Source organism: Phragmitibacter flavus (assembly GCF_005780165.1).
Taxonomy (GTDB): Bacteria; Verrucomicrobiota; Verrucomicrobiia; order Verrucomicrobiales; family Verrucomicrobiaceae; genus Phragmitibacter; species Phragmitibacter flavus.
In genome coordinates, this window is sequence record NZ_VAUV01000006.1 from 334,545 (window position 1) to 353,241 (window position 18,697).

Consider the following 18,697-nt stretch of genomic DNA (forward strand, 5'->3'; position numbering starts at 1 on the left):
TATCGTCCTCTCCACCCCTTTTCCCGGTGTCGTCAGCACGCGGAATTATTTCTATTCAAAAGTGTCGAATTGACTCGTTTAGAACAATTCAACACCATGCAAGCTTCACGCAGCCAGCTCCTCCGATCATTTTCGTCCTTTGCCGCCCTGTTCGCACTGGGCTGCTGCGCTCTTGCCCTGCCTTTTGCTTCCGTGGTTGCCCAAACTACCTGGACCGCCACCACCGACTCCACCTGGAGCACCCCGACCAACTGGAGCGCCGGCGAACCCACCCTCCTCATCGACGCCATCCTCCCCACCCCCATCCCCGTCGACGGTGCCACCCTCACCCTTTCCAACGGCGAACAAGCCAGATCCCTCACCTTCAACGCCAGCGGCTACATCCTCAATAGCGGCACCCTCGAACTCGGCAGCCCCGGCAACATCACCGTTACCAACGCCCTCCACACCGCCACCATCAACAGCCTCCTCACCGGCACCAGCGGCCTCACCAAACTCGGTGCCGGCAACCTCACCCTCGGCTCAGCCAACTCCTACACCGGCCTCACCCGCGTTCTCAACGGCACCCTCACCCTCGCCAGCGGCAGTTCCATCGGCGTCGCCAGCACTCCTGGCAGCCTGCAAGTCGCCGAACGCACCACCGCCACCCTCATCGCCCAGGCCGGCAGCCAGCTCAGCGTCGGCTCCGGTGCCGCCGACTTCCTCCACGTCGGCTCCCGCGGCAACATCGCCGGCAGCGCCGCCACCACCGGCACCCTCAACCTCTCCGCCCTCAACAACTTCACCGCCAACGTCGGCGAATTCCACATCGGCGTCGGCACCACCTCCGGCTCCGGCACCACCCGCGGCATCGTCAACCTCGCCACCAACAACACCATCAACGCCAGCACCGCCATCATTGTCGGCGACATGGTCCCCGCCCTCGACAACTCTGCCGTCGGCAACACCAGCCAGCTCAACTTCGGCTCCGGCAACAATACCATCACCACCCCCACCCTCGTGATCGGTGGCAGCCGCACCCGCGCCACCTCCACCCTCGCCGCCGGCGGCACCCTCACCCTCAACAACGGCGCCAGCAGCACCGACCTCCACATCGGCCGTCAAAACGTCGAGAACACCGCCACCTCCAGCGAAGGCAACCTCGATCTCGGCAACGGCACCTTCATCGCCACCCTTGACGAACTCACCATCGGCACCCGCACCTCCGGAGCCCAGGCCAACACCGGCAGCGCCACCGGCACCCTCACCATCGGCACCTCCGTCACCAACAACATCACCGCCAACACCCTCACCCTCGGCAGCCACGGCTCAGGAGTCGGCGGCACCAGTCAGGGCACCCTCAACTTCGCCGGCGGCACCTTCACCGTCGCCAACGACATCACCCTCGCCAACCACACCGCCAACGGCGGCAACGCCCGTGGCACCCTCAACCTCACCGGCGGCACCTTCACCGTCGACGGCAACATCACCAAAACCGACAAAACCACCGCCACCGCCGTCATCATCATCGACGGAGCCAACGTCGACATGACCGGCGGCAGCATCACCTCCAGCCAGCTCGCCGTGCGCAGCGGCACCCTCGGCAACGTCACCTCCGTCACCCTCGACGCCCACGCCACCACCACCGGCACCGGCAACACCGCCGACGCCCTCATCATTCGCGACTACAACCTCGCCTTCGACATCGCCCTCACCGGCGCCACCACCAGCAACGTTCACTACGAAGCCACCACCCCCACCGCCAGCGGAGCCACGCTCAGCGGCAACCTCAACCTCGGCAACGCCATCCGCACCTTCAACATCGAAGACAACGCCCTCGCACCCATCGACCTCGACATCACCGGCATCATCACCAGCACCGGCACCTCCGGCGGCCTCAACAAAACCAACACCGGCACCCTCCGCCTCAGCAACGCCAACACCCACACCGGACCCACCACCGTCAGCGACGGCCTCCTCATCCTCAACCACGCCCTCGCCGTCCAAAACAGCACGCTTACCGTCAATACCCCCACCGGCCTCCAGTTCGCCTCAACCATCACCAACTTCACCCTCGGCGGCCTCGCCGGCAACACCACCGCCAGCATCACCCTCAACGACTCCGCCGCCCAACCCGTCAACCTCACCATCGGCCAAAACAACGCCGCCACCACCTACTCCGGAACCATCAGCGGCAGCGGCACCCTCACCAAAACCGGCAACGGCATTCTCACCCTCGCCGGCCCCGACGCCAACACCTACACCGGCCTCACCACCGTCAACGGCGGCAGCATCCTCCTCGCCAAAACCTCCAACACCGACGCCATCTCAGGCGACCTCCTCCTCACCAATGGTGGCGACCTCCGCTTCTCCGGCAACACCAACCAGCTCGCCGACACCACCAACATCACCATCAACGGCAACGACAGCACCTTCAACGGCACCAGCACCAACGCCAACATCGCCATCCCCATCGAAACCATCGCCTCCCTCACCGTCACCCGCGGCGTCGTCAACAGCGGCCCCACCGGCTCCCAAATCACCGTCACCGGTGCCACCGCCTACACCGGCACCACAGGAACCGCCCCCGGCAACAGCACCATGTATATCGGCAACAGCGGCGGCCAGTTCCAAACCCACTCCCTTTCCCTCACCGACATGACCGGCCTCGGCGACGTCGACAAAGCCAACAGCTTCACCGTCTTCGGCAACAGCAACACCCTCCAATCCACCCTCCACGTCGGACCCGGCGGCCTCACCCTCAACAATAGCAACCTCCACCTCTTCAAAGCCACCAGCTCCGTCAACCTCGGCAGCCGCCTCATCCTCGATGGCAACCTCACCGTCAACGGCTCCACCCCCTCCGCCATCCTCACCACCACCGGCACCTTCGCCCAGTCCGAAATCGAACTCAGCTCCACCACCGGCACCGTCAACCGCACCATCGAAACCAACGCCGACCTCACCATCAATCCCGACATCAACAACGGCAACGCCACCACTGCCGGCATCACCAAAACCGGCGCCGCCAAACTCACCCTCGCCGGCAACAACAGCTACACCGGCCAGACCCAAATCAACGGCGGCACCCTGGCCTTCCTCACCAGCGCCAACCTCGGCGACTCCACCGCCACCGCCAACACCATCGGCATCAACAACGCCACCCTTCAATACAACGACTCCATCACCACCAATCTCGGCACCAACCGCGACCTCATCCTCTCCACCGGCACCGCCACCATCGACACCGCCTTCACCAACGGCAACCTTATCCTCTCCGGCGACATCACCGGCAGCGGCCCCGGCACCTTCACCAAAACCGGCGCAGGCACCCTCACCCTCGCCGGCACCGACCTCTCCGGACTCAACAATCGCGGCCTCGACCTCGACCAGGGCACCCTCAGTTTCGTCAACCACATCGGCACCGCCATCAACCTCGGCACCGCCCCCCTCTCCCTCGGCAACAACACCGCCCTCGCCTTCGACATCGGCTCCCTCACCAACTTCGACTCCATCAACACCACCGCCGTCGCCACCCTCGACCCCGACGCCAACATCACCCTCCTCGTCACCGCCCTCGCCGACATCACCCCCAACACCACCTACAACCTCGTCACCGCAGGCACCGGCAGCAACTTCGACGACCCCACCTACACCTGGAACCTCAGCCTCGCCGGCAGCTACCAATATCAACTCAACCTCACCGACACCCAGGTCCAGCTCCAAACCCTCGCCGCCATCACCGGAGACGCTTGGTGGCAGGGCGACCTCCCCACCTCAAGCTGGAGCAGCATCATCCTCGGCCCCACCAACAACACCAACTGGGCCACCGACAACACCGGCACCACCGACCGAGAAGCCGGTCCCGGGCCCGACACCACCGTCTACTTCAGCACCACCAACGCCACCGGCCCCACCATCACCACCACCCTCGACAACAACTTCACCATCAACGACCTCATCTTCACCCCCAACCCCAACCCCGTCACCTCCGTCACCATTGCCCAGGGCACCACCGGCACCCTGACCCTCAACCCCACCGACCCCACCACCGGCATTCAAGTCCAGGACAACGCCGGCACCATCACCATCACCGCCCCCCTCCAACTCGGGGCTGATCAAACCTGGAACGTCTCCAACCTCGCTGCCTCCCTCGCCGTCAGCGGCCCCATCAGTGGCGGTTCCACCACCGACCTCACCAAGACCGGCCTCGGCACCCTCACCCTCACCGGCACCAACACCCACACCGGACGCACCATCGTCAACGAAGGCACCCTCGTCATCAACTCCGAAGCTGCTCTCGGCGCCAACCCCGACACCCCCACCCCCGACCAGCTCACCCTCAACGGCGGCACCCTCCAAACCACCGCCACCTTCGCCATCAACGACCCCAACCGCGGCATCACCCTCGGCACCAGCAGCGGAACTTTCAACACCAACAACGGCACCACCCTTACCGTCGACGCCATCATCACCGGCACCGGCAACCTCACCAAATCCGGCGGCACCGGCGCCCTCGTGTTCTCCAAAGCCAACACCTACACCGGCATCACCACCCTCCTCACCGGCACCACCACCATTGCCAACGGCGGCTCCATCGGCGTCGCAACCCCCACCGCCAACAGCCTGCAAATCGCCGACCGCAGCAGCGCCACCCTCAACGTCCAGGCCGGTGGCGATCTCAAAGTCGGCAACGGCTCCAGCAGCTACCTCTACGTTGGCACCCGCACCACCGATGCAGGCACCGCCGCCACCACCGGCACCATGAACCTCTCCGCCTCCACCAACTTCACCGCCAACGTCGGGAAATTCTACATCGGCGTCGCTGACACCGCGAGCGCCACCGGCACCACCCAGGGCATCGTCACCCTCGCCCAAAACAACGACATCATCGCCAGCACCGAAATCCTCGTCGGCCAGATGACCCCCGCCCTTGGGAACACCGGCGTCACCAGCCAGCTCAACTTCGGCTCCGGCATCAACAACATCACCACCCCCAGCCTCACCATCGGCAGCCGCAAAAGCGCCGCCACCTCCACCATCGCCACTGGCGGAACCCTCAACCTCAGCAACGGCGCAGGCAAAACCAACCTCTACCTCGGCCGCAACAACAACACCGGCACCAGCACCCACGCCACCGGAACCCTCAACCTCACCAACGGCACCTTCAACGCCACCCTCGGCATCGTCATCATCGGCGAACGCAGTGGCAACGACGGCACCAGCACCGGCAGCGGCGGCGCAGGCTCCGGCACCGGCACCCTTACCCTCGGCACCGCCAACCACAACATCACCGCCGACACCCTCATCCTGGGCAACCTCCTCGTCGCAGGATCCACCACCACCACCCAGGGCACCCTCAACATGGCCGGCGGCACCTTCACCATCGCCACCAACATCGGCCTCGGCATCCACACCTCCGGCACCGCAGGCACCCTCGCCCAAGGCACCATCAACCTCACCGGCGGCACCCTCATCGTCGGCGGCAACATCACCACCGCCAACAAAACCGACTCCACCTCCATCGTCACCGTCAACGGCGGCACCCTCGACATGACCGACGGCACCATCAACGCCGACACCCTCAACGCCCAGTCCGGTGCCCTCAAAGACGTCGCCCAAATCAACACCGGCGACAGCGCCACGCCCGCCGCCCTCACCAAAACCACCGGCGGCAACCTCCTCCTCCTCGGCACCAACAGCTACACCGGAGCCACCCTCGTCAATGAAGGCGTCCTCGAAGTCCGCGGCACCTCCGGCACCGGCACCACCACCATCCTTAACACCGCCACCCTCGCCGGTGCCGGCACCATCCAAAGCACCACCGGCACCACCATCCAAACCGGCGGCCAGCTCAAAGCCGGCAACAACCTCGGCGACGACATCGGCACCCTCACCTTCAACAGCGACCTCACCCTCGACACCGGCTCCATCACCACTTTCCAACTCTCCGCCGCCACCGGCACCTTCACCGACCCCCTCGCCATCGACCCCACCTTCCTCAACGGCACCCCCGCCAACCATGACCACATCGACATCACCGGCACCCTCAACCTCGCCACCGACACCACCATCAAAATCGACCTCCTCAATTACATCCCCAACTACGGCGATGTCTTCAACCTTTTCGATTGGACCATCGCCGGCAACGCCCTCCCCAACGGTTTCGATCCCGACACCGACTTCGACTTCACCAACGCCGTCCTCAACGACGGTCAGACCTGGGCTCGCGACCGTTTTCTCAGCGACGGCGTCATCTACGTCGTCCCCGAACCCTCCCGCGCCCTCCTCATCCTCCTCGGCAGCACCCTCCTCAACCTCACCCGCCGCCGTCGCACCTCAAAGTAGAAGGCTCGTCCCGGGCCCTGCTACAGACATTCCGCCTCAAAACGGGATGTCGTCATCAAAATCATCTTCCTTGCGCAAATCCGCCAAGGATGGCTCCGCCTCCGCCACTTGATTTTTCCTCGGGGCCGGTCGGTTGCCGCCCCGCGCCGGAGGCTCCTGCGAATACTCCTCGTCCCGGCCACCACTACCGCCGCCACCCGCCACCTGGATCTTCCAGCACGACAGGTTCACAAAATATTTCCCGTTGTATTCATTCCCACGGATGTCGAAACTTACCACCACCTCCTGCTCCGGCTCAAACTGATCCAGCATCGAGCACTTGTCCTTCACCACCTCAAATTTCAAATCCTGCGGATATTTGTCCGTCGAAGTCGTCACCACGAACTCGCGCTTCGTAAAACCACTGGGGAACGATTGCACCTCATTGATCAACTTAATCCTGCCGCTGGCTTCATACATGAGCAGATACTTTCCCATCACACGCAGAAGTCAAACCTTTGTGCCCCACATCCTCGTCCTCCTCGGCCCTGCATTGCTCCTCCTAAATTCCTGCGCCATCCTCCCACGCCCCACCCCCGTTCCCGTCAACCAAATCACCGCAGGCAACCCCGGCCCCGATGCCGTTGTCGACGAACTCATTGTCATCCTCCCCGGCCGCTGGAGCCTCATCAGCGAACTCAAACGCGAAGGCATGCTCGACATCGCCCAACAACGCTGGCCCGGTGCCCGCATCATCGTTCCCGACCTGCACCTCGGTTATTACAAAAACCGCACCATCACCCAACGCCTCCATCACGACATCATCCAACCTGCCAAAAAGTCCGGAGTCACCAAAATCCGTCTTGTTGGCATTTCCCTCGGCGGATTCGGTGCCCTCATCTACGACCTTGAACATCCCGGCGAGATTGACGAGATCCTCCTGCTCTCCCCCTTCCTTGGCGACCCCGAAATCATCGACGAAATCAACGACGCCGGAGGTCTGACTCAATGGCAACCAGGAACTCCCGCCGCCGAGGACTTCAGCCGCCAACTGTGGAAATCTCTGCGCGAACGCCAGCTCCAACCTCAACCGCGTCACCGTGGCAACCCATCATTCCTGCATCCTCCCCGCATCCTGCTCGGCTGCGGAACCAACGACCGCCTCGCCCCGGCCAGCCGCCTCTTTGCCCAATCCTTCCTCCCTCCCGAGCAACAACAATGGATCAGCGCAGGCACCCACGACTGGCCAACATGGCGCGAAATCCTTATCAAAATGCCCGCGCACAACGACATTTCGACACCGATCGACCACAGCTCACCAACCAATCTTAATTATTAGGTGATCTGATTCAATTTATCTCAATGCTTGTCTTATCTTCAACGCCCTCGGCTGTCGGAATTATTCAGGCTCGTCGAATAAATGACAGTCCTCCATGAATTTGCGCGATCAAAACCAATATATGCGCAGCCGAACATCTTAAGCTGATATAAGCTAGGATCATAATAAGGCGCTGAAGCATTATTACCAGTTTCCCCACAGGCTGCGACAATCCCCGAACCACTCCCCCACTTACATAACCCCTGACCTAACGACCCCCGACTAATCCCCGATTCAGACAATCCCCGGTTAATCCCCGTAAAATAAGCTGAGGCGAAAGCCTCAGCTTTTTTTGTGCCAACATCATTCCGAACAAACTTTCCGGCCACTTACGACACCGGCACCAGCACCACCTTGCGCACATCCATGATCGCCGCGCCCTCTTTCGTCTTTGGTTTGACCGCCAATCGGTAAACTCCCGCGCTATCGATCTCCACCTGCCCCACCGTCACCGGCTTCCATTTCTGAAATCCGCCCGTGTCCTCCACCTTGAACTCCAGTTGCTGACCGGCCAGTTCCACCGCCACCTGGCTTCCGCCGCCCGCACCGCAACCCTGATGCACGATCACCTCGTATTTGCCCGCCTTCTCAACCTTGAACTCCCACTCCGCAAAATCGTCCTTCTCCGTCCAGAACCCCAGACAATCCTTTTCAGGCTTCGGCTCATAGCGCATGTGCTCACTCCACGTCGTCGCCTGCTTCGCCAGCAAATGCACCGCCCCATTCTCCTCGGCCACCACCTCAGCATCCGAATCCGTTTCTTGCGTCGGCACCAGGGCAATCTCATGCAGGAAAAACTTCGACCACCCCATCGCACTTGGCGTATACAGCGCCATGAACTGGCTGCCCGCCTGCGCAATGTTCACCTCACCCAGATACATCACCGCCTGACCATCCCCCGTGTGTTTCAACTGCTTCTTCACCCGCTGATCCCCCAGCTTCAATTGCACCCCCATGCCTGATGACTTCAGCATGTAAGTAAGCCTCACGCGGTATCTACCCGAGCGGCGCGCCTCAAAGGGAAAATTGTATTGCTCCCAATGCTCCCCAGGCATGAACGTCTGGTTCCGATCGGTGATGGTGAAATTTAAAATTCCACGCCCCGGCAAATCCTGCCGCTCCACCGGATCCTCGCTGCCAAACTCTCCCAATTCCGAAATAATCCCCTTCGGCGCATCCGAATCAAAAGCAGGGGCTTCCGCCTCGGGAGTCTCTTCTTCAACCACGACTGTTCCCTCTGGTTCTAGAGTGACCTCAGCCATTTCCGCCCCCGGTTTTTCCTTGCAGGAAACCGCGAACCCACCAACCGAAACAACCGCAGCAAAAACAAGAACAGGGCGAAGCATATAAAAGAGACAAGCAGAAATAAAACGCAAGGGCAACAGCCTCAAACGATCCAGCCCGCTAAATCTTAGCCTTTATCCCTTATCCTTGCGCCATTATCCTTTCAACTTCACCCTCAACAACGGCGGCGTGTTGTTCCGGCTCTCCTTCGTCGCAAAGGCATGCACCAGTCCGTCGCGATCCACCTCCGCCGTCTCGCGACAAATGATGAACGTCACCAGCCCGTTCGTATCCGCTTTCAAAAAATCCACCAGCGCCTGATTCCGCAACAGCCTCGTCCCCACCCCACCCTGGGCAACCTTGAACTCACCCAGCTTCACCACCCGTAACATGTCCGGCTGGTTCAACGCCTTCTGATTCGCATCATGCGCCGGAGCTTTTTGCCACGTCAACTCCCCCTCCTCCCACTCGTCCTCCGCCTCCGCCGTCACTCCATAAACCGAAAAGGTGCTGTCTGGAACCAACGTTGCAAAACCCAGGTCACTCGGCTCAATCGTCAGCACCAGCTCCGCATCTTCGATCATCTCCTTGTCGAACCGGTCCAGATCAAATCCCACATACCCTTTCCGATCCAGATTGGGCACGATCCCGCTGTGCTTGACCCGAAAAAACGGATCACGCCCAAAGTTGCGATTGTTCGTCTGACTCTGAATATAACTGTCCTTGCCCCGGCCATACGCCGTCGAAATCACCTGCCAGCCATCCCCCGCGTCCAAAATCAAATTGGGCTGCCAGCGATACGACTCCTGCTCGTCCGGCTGCGGATTCAGCTGACTCCGACGCAACCCCGTGTCCATCGACTGACCGCCCTTCAACCTCCGCACCGCATCCCCATTTTTCGGTGTCACCTCCACCGATCCCTCCAACACCTTCACCAAATACTTGCCATCCTCGCCGGCGCTCACCCCAAACTTCGTCCCGAAATCCACGACCGTCGCCTGTGGCGTCTCCACCGTAAACCCCAGCGCCTTCTCCGGCACCTCCACCACAAGCGTTCCGCGCTCCAGTCGACAACGCCTTCCATCCACCACCTCCAACGTCGCTGGCGCCTCCATCACCACCTCCGCCCCGCTATCAAAACCGATCACCGCCATCCCTTCCAAAATCTCCAACCGCCCCACCCCCATGCGCGAACCCTCCACCGTTGGCAGCGTGCTCCCGCCCCACTTGCTGTTGATGGTCCGACTCAACGTTGCCACCTTCAACCCCTTCGACTTCTCCATCCCGTTCGCCAGCCAAAATCCGCCCGCTCCCATCGCCACCAAACCCACCAGCACTACCGCCACCCAACGCCAGCGTTCCCCCGGCTGCGCGCTCTCCTCCACCGACGGCAACTCACTGCCCTTTTCCTTCGCCCAGCTCTGATCATACCGAAGCTCCGCCCGTTGATGCAGCGACTTCGCAAACAATCTCCTTGCCCCCTCATTCCCCTTCAGCGTCTCCTCCAAAAAAACCCGCTCCTCCTCCGTCAGCTTCCCATCCGCCGCCCGCTCACAAAGCTCCAGCAATCGCCACGCATCCGCCGATTTCGAAACATCCAGCCGATCGTCACTCATGCCGAAGCCCCCTTCTTCTCCGCCGCCACCCGACGCTCCACGCATTCCAATAAGGTGAACCGCACCCGGCTCAACGCCCGGTAAACCGCCCCCGTCGTGCTCGAAATCTTCGCCGCCACCGCCTCCACCTCAAGATCTTCATAATAGCGCAGCAACACCATCTGCCGCTGCTCCTCCGGCAAGCGGTTCACACACTCCTGCAACGCCTCACGCCGCACATCGCCACCATCATCCGAAAGTTTCGCCACCTCATGGCCAATCGCCTCCAGCGTCTCATCACTCAACGGCAAATGATCCCGTTTGCGCTGACGCCGATACGTCAAAATCTGGTTAAACGCCACCTTCCGCGCCCAAGCCAAAAAGTTTGTGCCCAGTTCAAACTGATCAAAACTCCGCCACATCACCATCTTCGCCTGTTGCAAAATGTCATCCGCATCCGCCGCCGGAGTCACCAGCCCATAAACATACAACGCCAGCGCCCGATCATGCTGCGTCAACAACGTCAAAAATTCTGTGGATCGATCCGTCTCCATCAAATTAATAATCCCCACCCTATCACCCCCAAAGGCCACCTGCCCAACCATTTTGGACAACAAACACCCTCGCCAATCCACGCCGCTTCAAAAAAATCATCCCTCCCGCAAAAAAAACTGTCCAAAACACCCACCTCACCCGCCTTCTGCTCTTACACGACCGCACCCATCCTTCGTCCATGAAGAAAACGCTTACCTTGCTGCTGCTCCTCAGCGCCTCATTCAACGCTTCCGCCGCCTCCGACGTCACCGCAGAAGCCGATGCCCAGCGCGAGGCCATGCTCTTCTTTGAGAACGACATCCGCCCCATCCTCGCCAACCGCTGCTACTCCTGCCACGGCGAAGACAAACAAAAAGCCGGACTCCGTGTCGACGATATCAATCACCTCCTCGCCGGTGGCGACACCGGTGCTGCCCTCACCAAAGGCGACCCCGACAAATCCCTTTTTATCGAAGCCGTGCGTTACCAAAACGCCGACTTCCAAATGCCCCCCAAGGAAAAACTCCCCGACAACGAAATCGCCCTTCTCGAAAAATGGGTCGCCATGGGTGCCCCCTGGCCGCAAACCGCCGAACAGGCCAAAGCCGGCGCTCGTGACGAATTCGGCTTCACCGCCGAAGACCGCTCCCTCTGGAGCCTGCAACCCCTCGCCAAACCCACCCCACCCGCCAATGTCGGTCAGAATTGGGCGAAAAATTCCATCGACAGCTTCATTGCCGCCAAACACGCCGAAACCAAACTCACCCCAGCCCCCACCGCCACCCCCCGCGAACTCATCCGTCGCGCCTACTACGACCTCACTGGCCTTCCTCCCACGACCGAGCAAGTCGCCGCGTTTGAAAAAGACCCCAGCGATGTCGCCTACGCCAAACTCATCGACACCCTTCTCGCCACTCCCCAATACGGCGAACGCTGGGCCCAACACTGGCTCGACCTCGTCCGCTTTGCCGAATCTGATGGCTACAACGCCGACGCCTACCGCCCCGCCGCCTGGCCCTATCGCGATTGGGTGATCAACGCCTTCAACAACGACATGCCCTACGACCAGTTCGTGCGCTACCAGCTCGCCGGCGACGAAATCAATCCCGAAGATCCCAACGTCCTCGTCGCCACCTCCTACCTTCGCAACGGCATCTACGAATGGAACCAGCGCGACGTTCGCGGCCAGCACCAGCTCATCGTCGAAGACATGACCGACACCACCGGCGAACTTTTCCTCGGCCTCTCCATGGGCTGCGCCCGCTGCCACAATCACAAGTTCGACCCCATCCTGCAAAAAGACTACTACCGTCTCCAGGCCTTCTTCACCCCCGTCCTGTGGCGCACCGACCTCAAGCTCGCCACCCCGGAAGAAAAAGCCGCCCACGCCAAACAAACTGCCGAATGGGAAGCCGCCACAGTTCAAACCCGCGCCCAGATGCAGGCAATGGTCGGCAAATACCTCGAATCCAAGAAGAAAAGCGCCTTCGAACGCTTCCGCGATGACATCGAGGTCATGATGCACAAGGACCCCAACGACCGCGAGCCCCTCGAGCACCAGCTCGCCAGCCTCGCCTACCGCCAGGTCCAATACGAAGAAGAACGCTTCACCCCGCTCACCTCCCTCAAAAAGGACGAGGACAAAAAAGCCTACCAGGCCCTTGAAGCCGAACTCAAAAAATTCGACCACCTCAAACCCAAACCCCTCCTCGACGCCTTCGTCGCCACCGACGCCAAAGCCACCTTTCCCCCCACCATCCTCAAAACCCGTGCCGGTGAAACCGACATCGCCCCCGGCTTTCTTACCATCCTTGAACCCGGCGACATCAACCCCGCCCCCATCGGCAACTCCACCGGCCGCCGCACCGCGCTTGCCAACTGGATGACCCGCCCCGACAACCAACTCACCACCCGCACCATCGTCAACCGCATCTGGGCTTATCACTTCGGCCGCGGCATCTCCTCCGTCACCAGCGACCTCGGCAACATGGGCGAAAAACCCACCCATCCCGAACTTCTCGACTGGCTCGCCCAAGAATTTGTCAGCAACGGCTGGAGCTTCAAGAAACTCCACCGCACCATCATGCTCTCCGCCACCTACCGGCAGACCGCCTTGCGCACCGCCGACGCCCACATCAACACCACCGACCCGGGCAACACGCTTCTGTGGCGCTTCCATCCCCGCCGTCTCGACGCCGAACAGGCCCGCGACTCCATGCTCACCGCCAGTGGCGAAATCGACGTCACCCTCGGCGGCGAAGTGAAAGACGCCGCCAAAACCACCCGCCGCGCCATCTACGTCACCAAAAAGCGCAACAACCAGGATGAATTCCTGCGCAACCTCGACGCCCCCGCCGGTTTCCTCAGCGCCCCGGAACGCCAGACCACCACCACCCCCACCCAAGCCCTCTTCATGCTTAATGGTGACTGGGTCCTCACTCGTGCCCGCGAACTCGCCACCCGTTCCAAAACCATCGACGAAGCCTGGCAGAACGCCCTCGGTCGCTCCCCCACCGCCAAAGAAGCCGAACTCGCCCACCAATTCCTGCGCAACCGCGCCGGTGAAGACGCCTACCAGCTCGACCAAAGCACCGCCAAGGACACCGATGAAGCCCTCTTCAAAGACGGCACGCCTCACGAACGCATCCTCGTCAAAGACGCGAAAAAAGAAGGCGACGACTTCACCATCGAAGCGCTCGTCACCCTCGACAGCATCGACGTCAACGCCTCCGTCCGCACCATCGTTTCCCGCTGGAACCTCGGCAAAGACAACCTCGAGTCCTTCGGCTGGAGCCTCGGCGTCACCGGCATCAAGTCCCGCTACAAACCCAACAACCTCATCGTTCAACTGGTCGGCGAAGACGAAAACACCAACATCGGTTATGAAGTCGTCCCCTCCGACCTCCACCTCAAACTCAACACCCCCTACTACCTCGCCGTCACCGTCTCCTGCGCCGCCAAAACCGTGACCTTCCGCGTCACCGACCTCAGCCAGCCCAACCAAAAACCCACCTCGGTTGTCATCCCTCACGACATCCGACGCGGCATCAGCAAAGGCGCCTCATCCCTCGTCATCGGCGGCCTCAATCAGCGCACCCCCACTCATCATTGGGACGGTCGCATCGACGCGCTGCGCCTCAGCCTCGGTGCCCAGGACGAAGACCGCTTCCACCCCAAAGCCAACCTTTGGAAGAACGCCCTGGTCAACTGGAACGCCACCAAACCCCTCGCCCCCGGCAGCGAATGGTCCGGCTTCGACGGCAAATCCGACTCCAACAACCCCCTTCAAAACGCCATGACCGACCTTTGCCACGTCCTCCTCAACTCCAACGAGTTTCTCTACCTCCACTAAGCCGTGTCAGTCAGTTTTTAGCCCTTATCCTTTAGCCATTATCCTTTCCCGATATGTCCTGCAACAACATCGACTACGTCACCTCCCGTCGTGACTTCCTGCGCACCGCCGGCACCGGCTTCGGAGCCGTCGCCCTCTCCGCGCTCACCGGCCAGTCCCTCTTCGCCAGCAACGCCCCCAACCCTGTTGCCGCCAAGATCCCCCACTATTTCGGACGGGCCAAAAGCGTCATCTTCTGCTTCATGGAAGGCGGCCCCAGCCATCTCGACACCTTCGATTACAAACCCGAGCTCAACAAACTCCACGGCCAGCAGCTCCCCTCCAGCTTCAAACCACCCATCTTGGCCATGGGCGAAGACAACGCTCCGTTGATGGGCTCTCCACGCCAGTGGAAACAACACGGTCAGTCCGGCCTGTGGGTCTCCGACTGGTTCCCGCACGTCGCACAGCACGCCGATGACCTCGCCGTCATCAAATCCTGCTGGTCCAGCGGCATCAACCACGCCGGCGGCGTTTGCTCCATGAACACCGGCTCCATCTTCGGCGGTCGCCCCTCCCTCGGAGCATGGGTCTCCTACGGACTCGGCACAGAAAACCAAACCCTCCCCGCCTTTGTCGTCATCAAGGACAGCGAACGCGGCGTCATCAACGGCGTCCGCAACTGGGGCACCGGCTTCATGCCCGCCGTCTATCAAGGTGTCGAGTTCAGCTCCGAAGGCACCCCCATCCGCAACCTCACCAACCCCAAAGGCGTCACCCTCGAACGCCAGCGCGCCAAACTCGATCTCCTCGGCGACCTCAACCAGCTTCACGCCGCCAGCCGCCAGGACAACAGCGACCTCGAAGCACGCATCCGCAGCTACGAACTCGCCTATAAAATGCAGGCCGAAGCCCCGCAAGCGGTCGACATCGCCAACGAATCCGAAGCCACCAAAAAACTCTATGGCATGGACCAGGAAAACACCGCGGTGTTCGGACGCAACTGCCTCCTCGCCCGTCGTCTTGTCGAAAACGGTGTCCGCTTTGTCCAGCTTTACTCCGGAGCCGGCAGCCGCTGGGACAGCCACAGCAACCTCGAAGGTAACCACTCCAAACTCTGCCACTCCGTCGACCAGCCCATCGCCGGCCTGCTTGCCGACCTCAAATCGCGCGGCATGCTCGAAGACACCCTCGTCATCTGGGGCGGTGAATTCGGCCGCACTCCGATGAGCGAACAAGGCGGCGGACGCGACCACAACCCCACCGGCTTCACCATGTGGATGGCTGGCGGCGGCGTCAAAGGCGGCCAGACCATCGGAGCCACCGATGAACTCGGCCTCTATGCCATTGAGGACCGCCTTCACGTCCACGACATCCACTCCACCATCATGCACCTCATGGGTCTCGACCACACCCAGGTCATCTACAACAACAAAGGCCGTCCCGAACGCATTGACCAAAACGAAGGCCACGCTTATACCAAAATAGCTGCTGTATAGTGCTTTGCTTTGCCTTCCCTTCACGCACCCATGCCGATTTCACGCCTAATCCCGCTGCTCGCCATCATGGCAGCAGGCATTCTCGTTGCGCCCCTTTCTCTTTCCGCGGCCACCCTCTACCAGCAAAACTTCGTCGGAATCAGCGGCAATCTTGGAGTCCACAACTGGCTCGGCTACCAATCCGCCACCGCCATTCCGGTCACCAGCACCTCGGGGAGCTACCGCGCAGGTTCCATCAACAACAACGGCCTGCCCGACACCCCCGGACCCCCGGCCTCTGCCAGCCCCGCCGTTGCCGGATACATCTTTGCCCAAAATTACGCCATCTCCACTTCCGGCACCGTCACCACCGCCGCCTCCAACTACTTTTTGCACATGAACACCACGCTGCCCACGATCCTTGATCTGGATGGCTATTCCTCCCTCAACATCCAGTGGCACCAGAGTGCCTCCAACAGCAATACCAGCAGCCGCCTTGCCATTCAGCTCGATAACGGCTCTTGGTATGTCACCAACAACACCAACACCGGACCCGGATCACAAGGCAACACCACCTTCAGCGCCTTCAATTCCAACATCCTCACCCAGAATTGGTATTCCCTCGACTTCGCCCCCTCTTTTGAACTCGCCGTCGACACCTCCAGCCTTCTCAACTACAACGCCCTAACGGGGCTCGGCAGCAACATCACCGCAGTTGGAATCTACATCGACTCCCTCCCAGCCGCCGTCGCCACCTCCGTTGCTGGAGGCACTGCCGAGAGTTACATCACTCTGCGACTGGATGCCATCACCATTACCGGCGACCTCGTCCCCGAGCCCACCCGCGCCCTGCTCCTCTCTTTCGCCCTCTGCGGCCTCCTGCTCCACCGCAGACGGTCGTAACGAGGGGAGCACACGCATCTTGCGTGTCGTTTTTGGCGTCCCGCCGAAAACACGGACGCGAAGCGCCCGACCGGCTGCGCGCCATGACATCCTCGCTCAACCTCCTTGCGGAACAGAGCACCCAGTCTTCCCTGACCCCCCAATCCCCCAAGAAAACCATAACCCGCTTGCATTGCCAAGCCCCGCCTCATCGTGTATAGATTGAGGCACGCCACCCCATCATGGATGCCTCCACCGAAACCCTGCTGGCCCCGCTGCTGCGCTCCGCCCGGCTCACCGAGTTGCAGAAGGCATTGCATGCCTCCCTCGCCGACGAACAGAGCCGTCGCGAACTTTTCCATGACGAGATCGACGACTCCGTTAAAGCCGAGTTCATCAACGGCGAAATCATCATGCACTCCCCCGCCAAAACCCGCCACCTCAATGCCGTGAAATTCATTGCGCGGCTCCTCGACGCCTACGCAGAAACCCATTCCCTCGGCACCGTCTTCACCGAAAAGGCGCTCATCCGCCTGCCGCGCAACAGCTACGAACCCGACATCTGCTATTTCCGCAAGGAAACCGCCGACCAGTTCACTCCCGATCAAACCCTCTTCCCTGCTCCCGACCTAATCGTCGAAGTCCTCTCCGAAACCACTGAACACCGCGATCGCGGCATCAAGATGGAAGACTACGCCGCCCACGGCGTCTCCGAATACTGGCTCGTTGATGCCGTCGGTGGGTTCATCGAACAATACCTGCCCGGCCCCGAGGGTCTCACCTTCCAGTTGGCCCGCAAAGTCGATCAAGGCACCCTTCCCAGCCACGCCCTCGCCGGGTTCATCCTCCCCGTGCCAGCTGCCTTCGACCCCGTCGAAAACCGCCGCGCCCTGCTCGCCATCCTTCAGTAAGTAGCAGCCTACGTGAGGAGGCTCTTTCTAAAAAGGCCCCTTCCGACATTACCCCGCCGCCCGCTTCTCGCAATAAAGCGCAATCCCATCGGCGCCCATGTCCGTGTGATTCGCACACTGGTATAGATCCCAGTCCGCATCCCGCACCACCCCCTGCAGGCCCGCAAACATCCGCTCGCTCTGCTCATAACTGCGTCGCACCTTCTCCGCATCATATCCCGCGCGCAAAAAAGAACCCACGGTCTGATGAACCTGCGCCACTCGCAGCCGCTCCATCTCCATGTGCGCAGCGACGTCATCCAGGGCCCCAAAATGCGTCAGATACAGCCTTTTGAACTTCATCGCCTGTAACTTCAAAATCGATGCCTCATAAGCCACCGGATCAAACTGGGGAGGTGCCGCCGCCACGCTGATGTAGTTTTGCCCCTGCAACCTCACCCCCGCCACATCACCCGTAAAACAAACCCCCTCGCCCTCGATCTCAAACACATGATGATGCCGCGCATGCCCCGGCGTGTCATGCGCCACGAACACCGTCTCCCCAATTTCAATCCTCCCCCCATCCTCCACCGTCACCATCTGCTCCTCCGGCACCGGCAGCATCTCCCCCCAAAGCTCCTCCATGCGCTCCCCATAAACCATCTTCGCGCTTCCCAGCAATTTTGTCGGATCCATCAAATGTCCCACCGCCCGCGGATGCGCATACACCTTCGCTCCCTGCTTTTGCGCCCACCACCCTGCCGCCCCCGCATGATCCAAATGCACATGCGTCACCAGCACATGTTTCACGTCTCCCGGATCGAATCCCGCCTCTCGAATGCCCACCAACAAATTCTCCAAAGTCGACCCCGGCCCCGTCTCCACCAACGCCAGCTCCCCCGCTCCACACTCGACCAAAAACGCCGCAATCGTCCCCGCCATCCCCCGAAACTTCAAATCCAGCGTGTGAACCTTGCTCATAGCGCCTCAAGAACCATCAGCCTTTAGCCCTTATCCTT

General features: G+C 61.2%; 11 protein-coding genes. 6 read left to right on the top strand and 5 right to left on the bottom strand.

Annotated features, from left to right (window positions below):
• Positions 1-96 precede the first annotated feature (96 nt).
• Complete coding sequence (locus tag FEM03_RS25570) at positions 97-6,327, top strand: beta strand repeat-containing protein (protein ID WP_138086032.1); 6,231 nt, start codon at positions 97-99, stop codon at positions 6,325-6,327.
• Positions 6,328-6,363: 36 nt separating this feature from the next.
• On the opposite strand, the gene FEM03_RS09770 is transcribed toward FEM03_RS25570, so the two are convergent.
• Complete coding sequence (locus tag FEM03_RS09770; RefSeq protein WP_240772729.1) at positions 6,364-6,804, bottom strand: DUF3127 domain-containing protein; 441 nt, start codon at positions 6,802-6,804, stop codon at positions 6,364-6,366.
• Here FEM03_RS09770 and FEM03_RS09775 point away from each other — a divergent pair.
• Positions 6,785-7,645: an alpha/beta hydrolase-fold protein gene (locus FEM03_RS09775; RefSeq protein ID WP_138086034.1), complete on the top strand. Its 861-nt coding sequence runs from the start codon at positions 6,785-6,787 to the stop codon at positions 7,643-7,645. The genes FEM03_RS09770 and FEM03_RS09775 overlap by 20 nt on opposite strands.
• 368 nt (positions 7,646-8,013) lie before the next feature.
• Here FEM03_RS09775 and FEM03_RS09780 read toward each other — a convergent pair whose 3' ends face one another.
• From FEM03_RS09780 to FEM03_RS09790, 3 genes are all read right to left on the bottom strand, one after another.
• Entirely contained in the window at positions 8,014-9,030 is a 1,017-nt protein-coding gene (locus FEM03_RS09780; protein ID WP_166442752.1) for a DUF5077 domain-containing protein, read from the bottom strand.
• 93 nt (positions 9,031-9,123) lie between these two features.
• Entirely contained in the window at positions 9,124-10,629 is a 1,506-nt protein-coding gene (locus FEM03_RS09785; protein WP_138086037.1) for a DNRLRE domain-containing protein, read from the bottom strand.
• Positions 10,581-11,117 carry a sigma-70 family RNA polymerase sigma factor gene (locus FEM03_RS09790; RefSeq protein WP_240772730.1) on the bottom strand — a complete coding sequence of 179 codons (537 nt, stop codon included), beginning with the start codon at positions 11,115-11,117 and terminating at the stop codon, positions 10,581-10,583. Before FEM03_RS09790 ends, FEM03_RS09785 begins: the two co-directional genes overlap by 49 nt.
• A 179-nt stretch (positions 11,118-11,296) precedes the next feature.
• Here FEM03_RS09790 and FEM03_RS09795 point away from each other — a divergent pair, with 179 nt between their 5' ends.
• From FEM03_RS09795 to FEM03_RS09810, 4 genes are all read left to right on the top strand, one after another.
• On the top strand, positions 11,297-14,449 hold the full coding sequence (locus tag FEM03_RS09795; RefSeq protein ID WP_138086038.1) for a PSD1 and planctomycete cytochrome C domain-containing protein: 3,153 nt from the start codon (positions 11,297-11,299) through the stop codon (positions 14,447-14,449).
• 53 nt (positions 14,450-14,502) lie between these two features.
• The gene (locus FEM03_RS09800) at positions 14,503-15,927 is read left to right on the top strand and encodes a DUF1501 domain-containing protein (RefSeq protein ID WP_138086040.1); all 1,425 of its coding nucleotides are present in this window, start codon (positions 14,503-14,505) and stop codon (positions 15,925-15,927) included.
• A 30-nt stretch (positions 15,928-15,957) separates the two neighbouring features.
• On the top strand, positions 15,958-16,809 hold the full coding sequence (locus FEM03_RS25575) for a PEP-CTERM sorting domain-containing protein (RefSeq protein WP_138086042.1): 852 nt from the start codon (positions 15,958-15,960) through the stop codon (positions 16,807-16,809).
• Positions 16,810-17,030: 221 nt separating this feature from the next.
• Positions 17,031-17,699 carry a Uma2 family endonuclease gene (locus FEM03_RS09810; RefSeq protein ID WP_138086044.1) on the top strand — a complete coding sequence of 223 codons (669 nt, stop codon included), beginning with the start codon at positions 17,031-17,033 and terminating at the stop codon, positions 17,697-17,699.
• A gap of 48 nt (positions 17,700-17,747) precedes the next feature.
• Here FEM03_RS09810 and FEM03_RS09815 read toward each other — a convergent pair whose 3' ends face one another.
• Positions 17,748-18,659: an MBL fold metallo-hydrolase gene (locus FEM03_RS09815; RefSeq protein ID WP_138086045.1), complete on the bottom strand. Its 912-nt coding sequence runs from the start codon at positions 18,657-18,659 to the stop codon at positions 17,748-17,750.
• Positions 18,660-18,697: the final 38 nt, after the last annotated feature.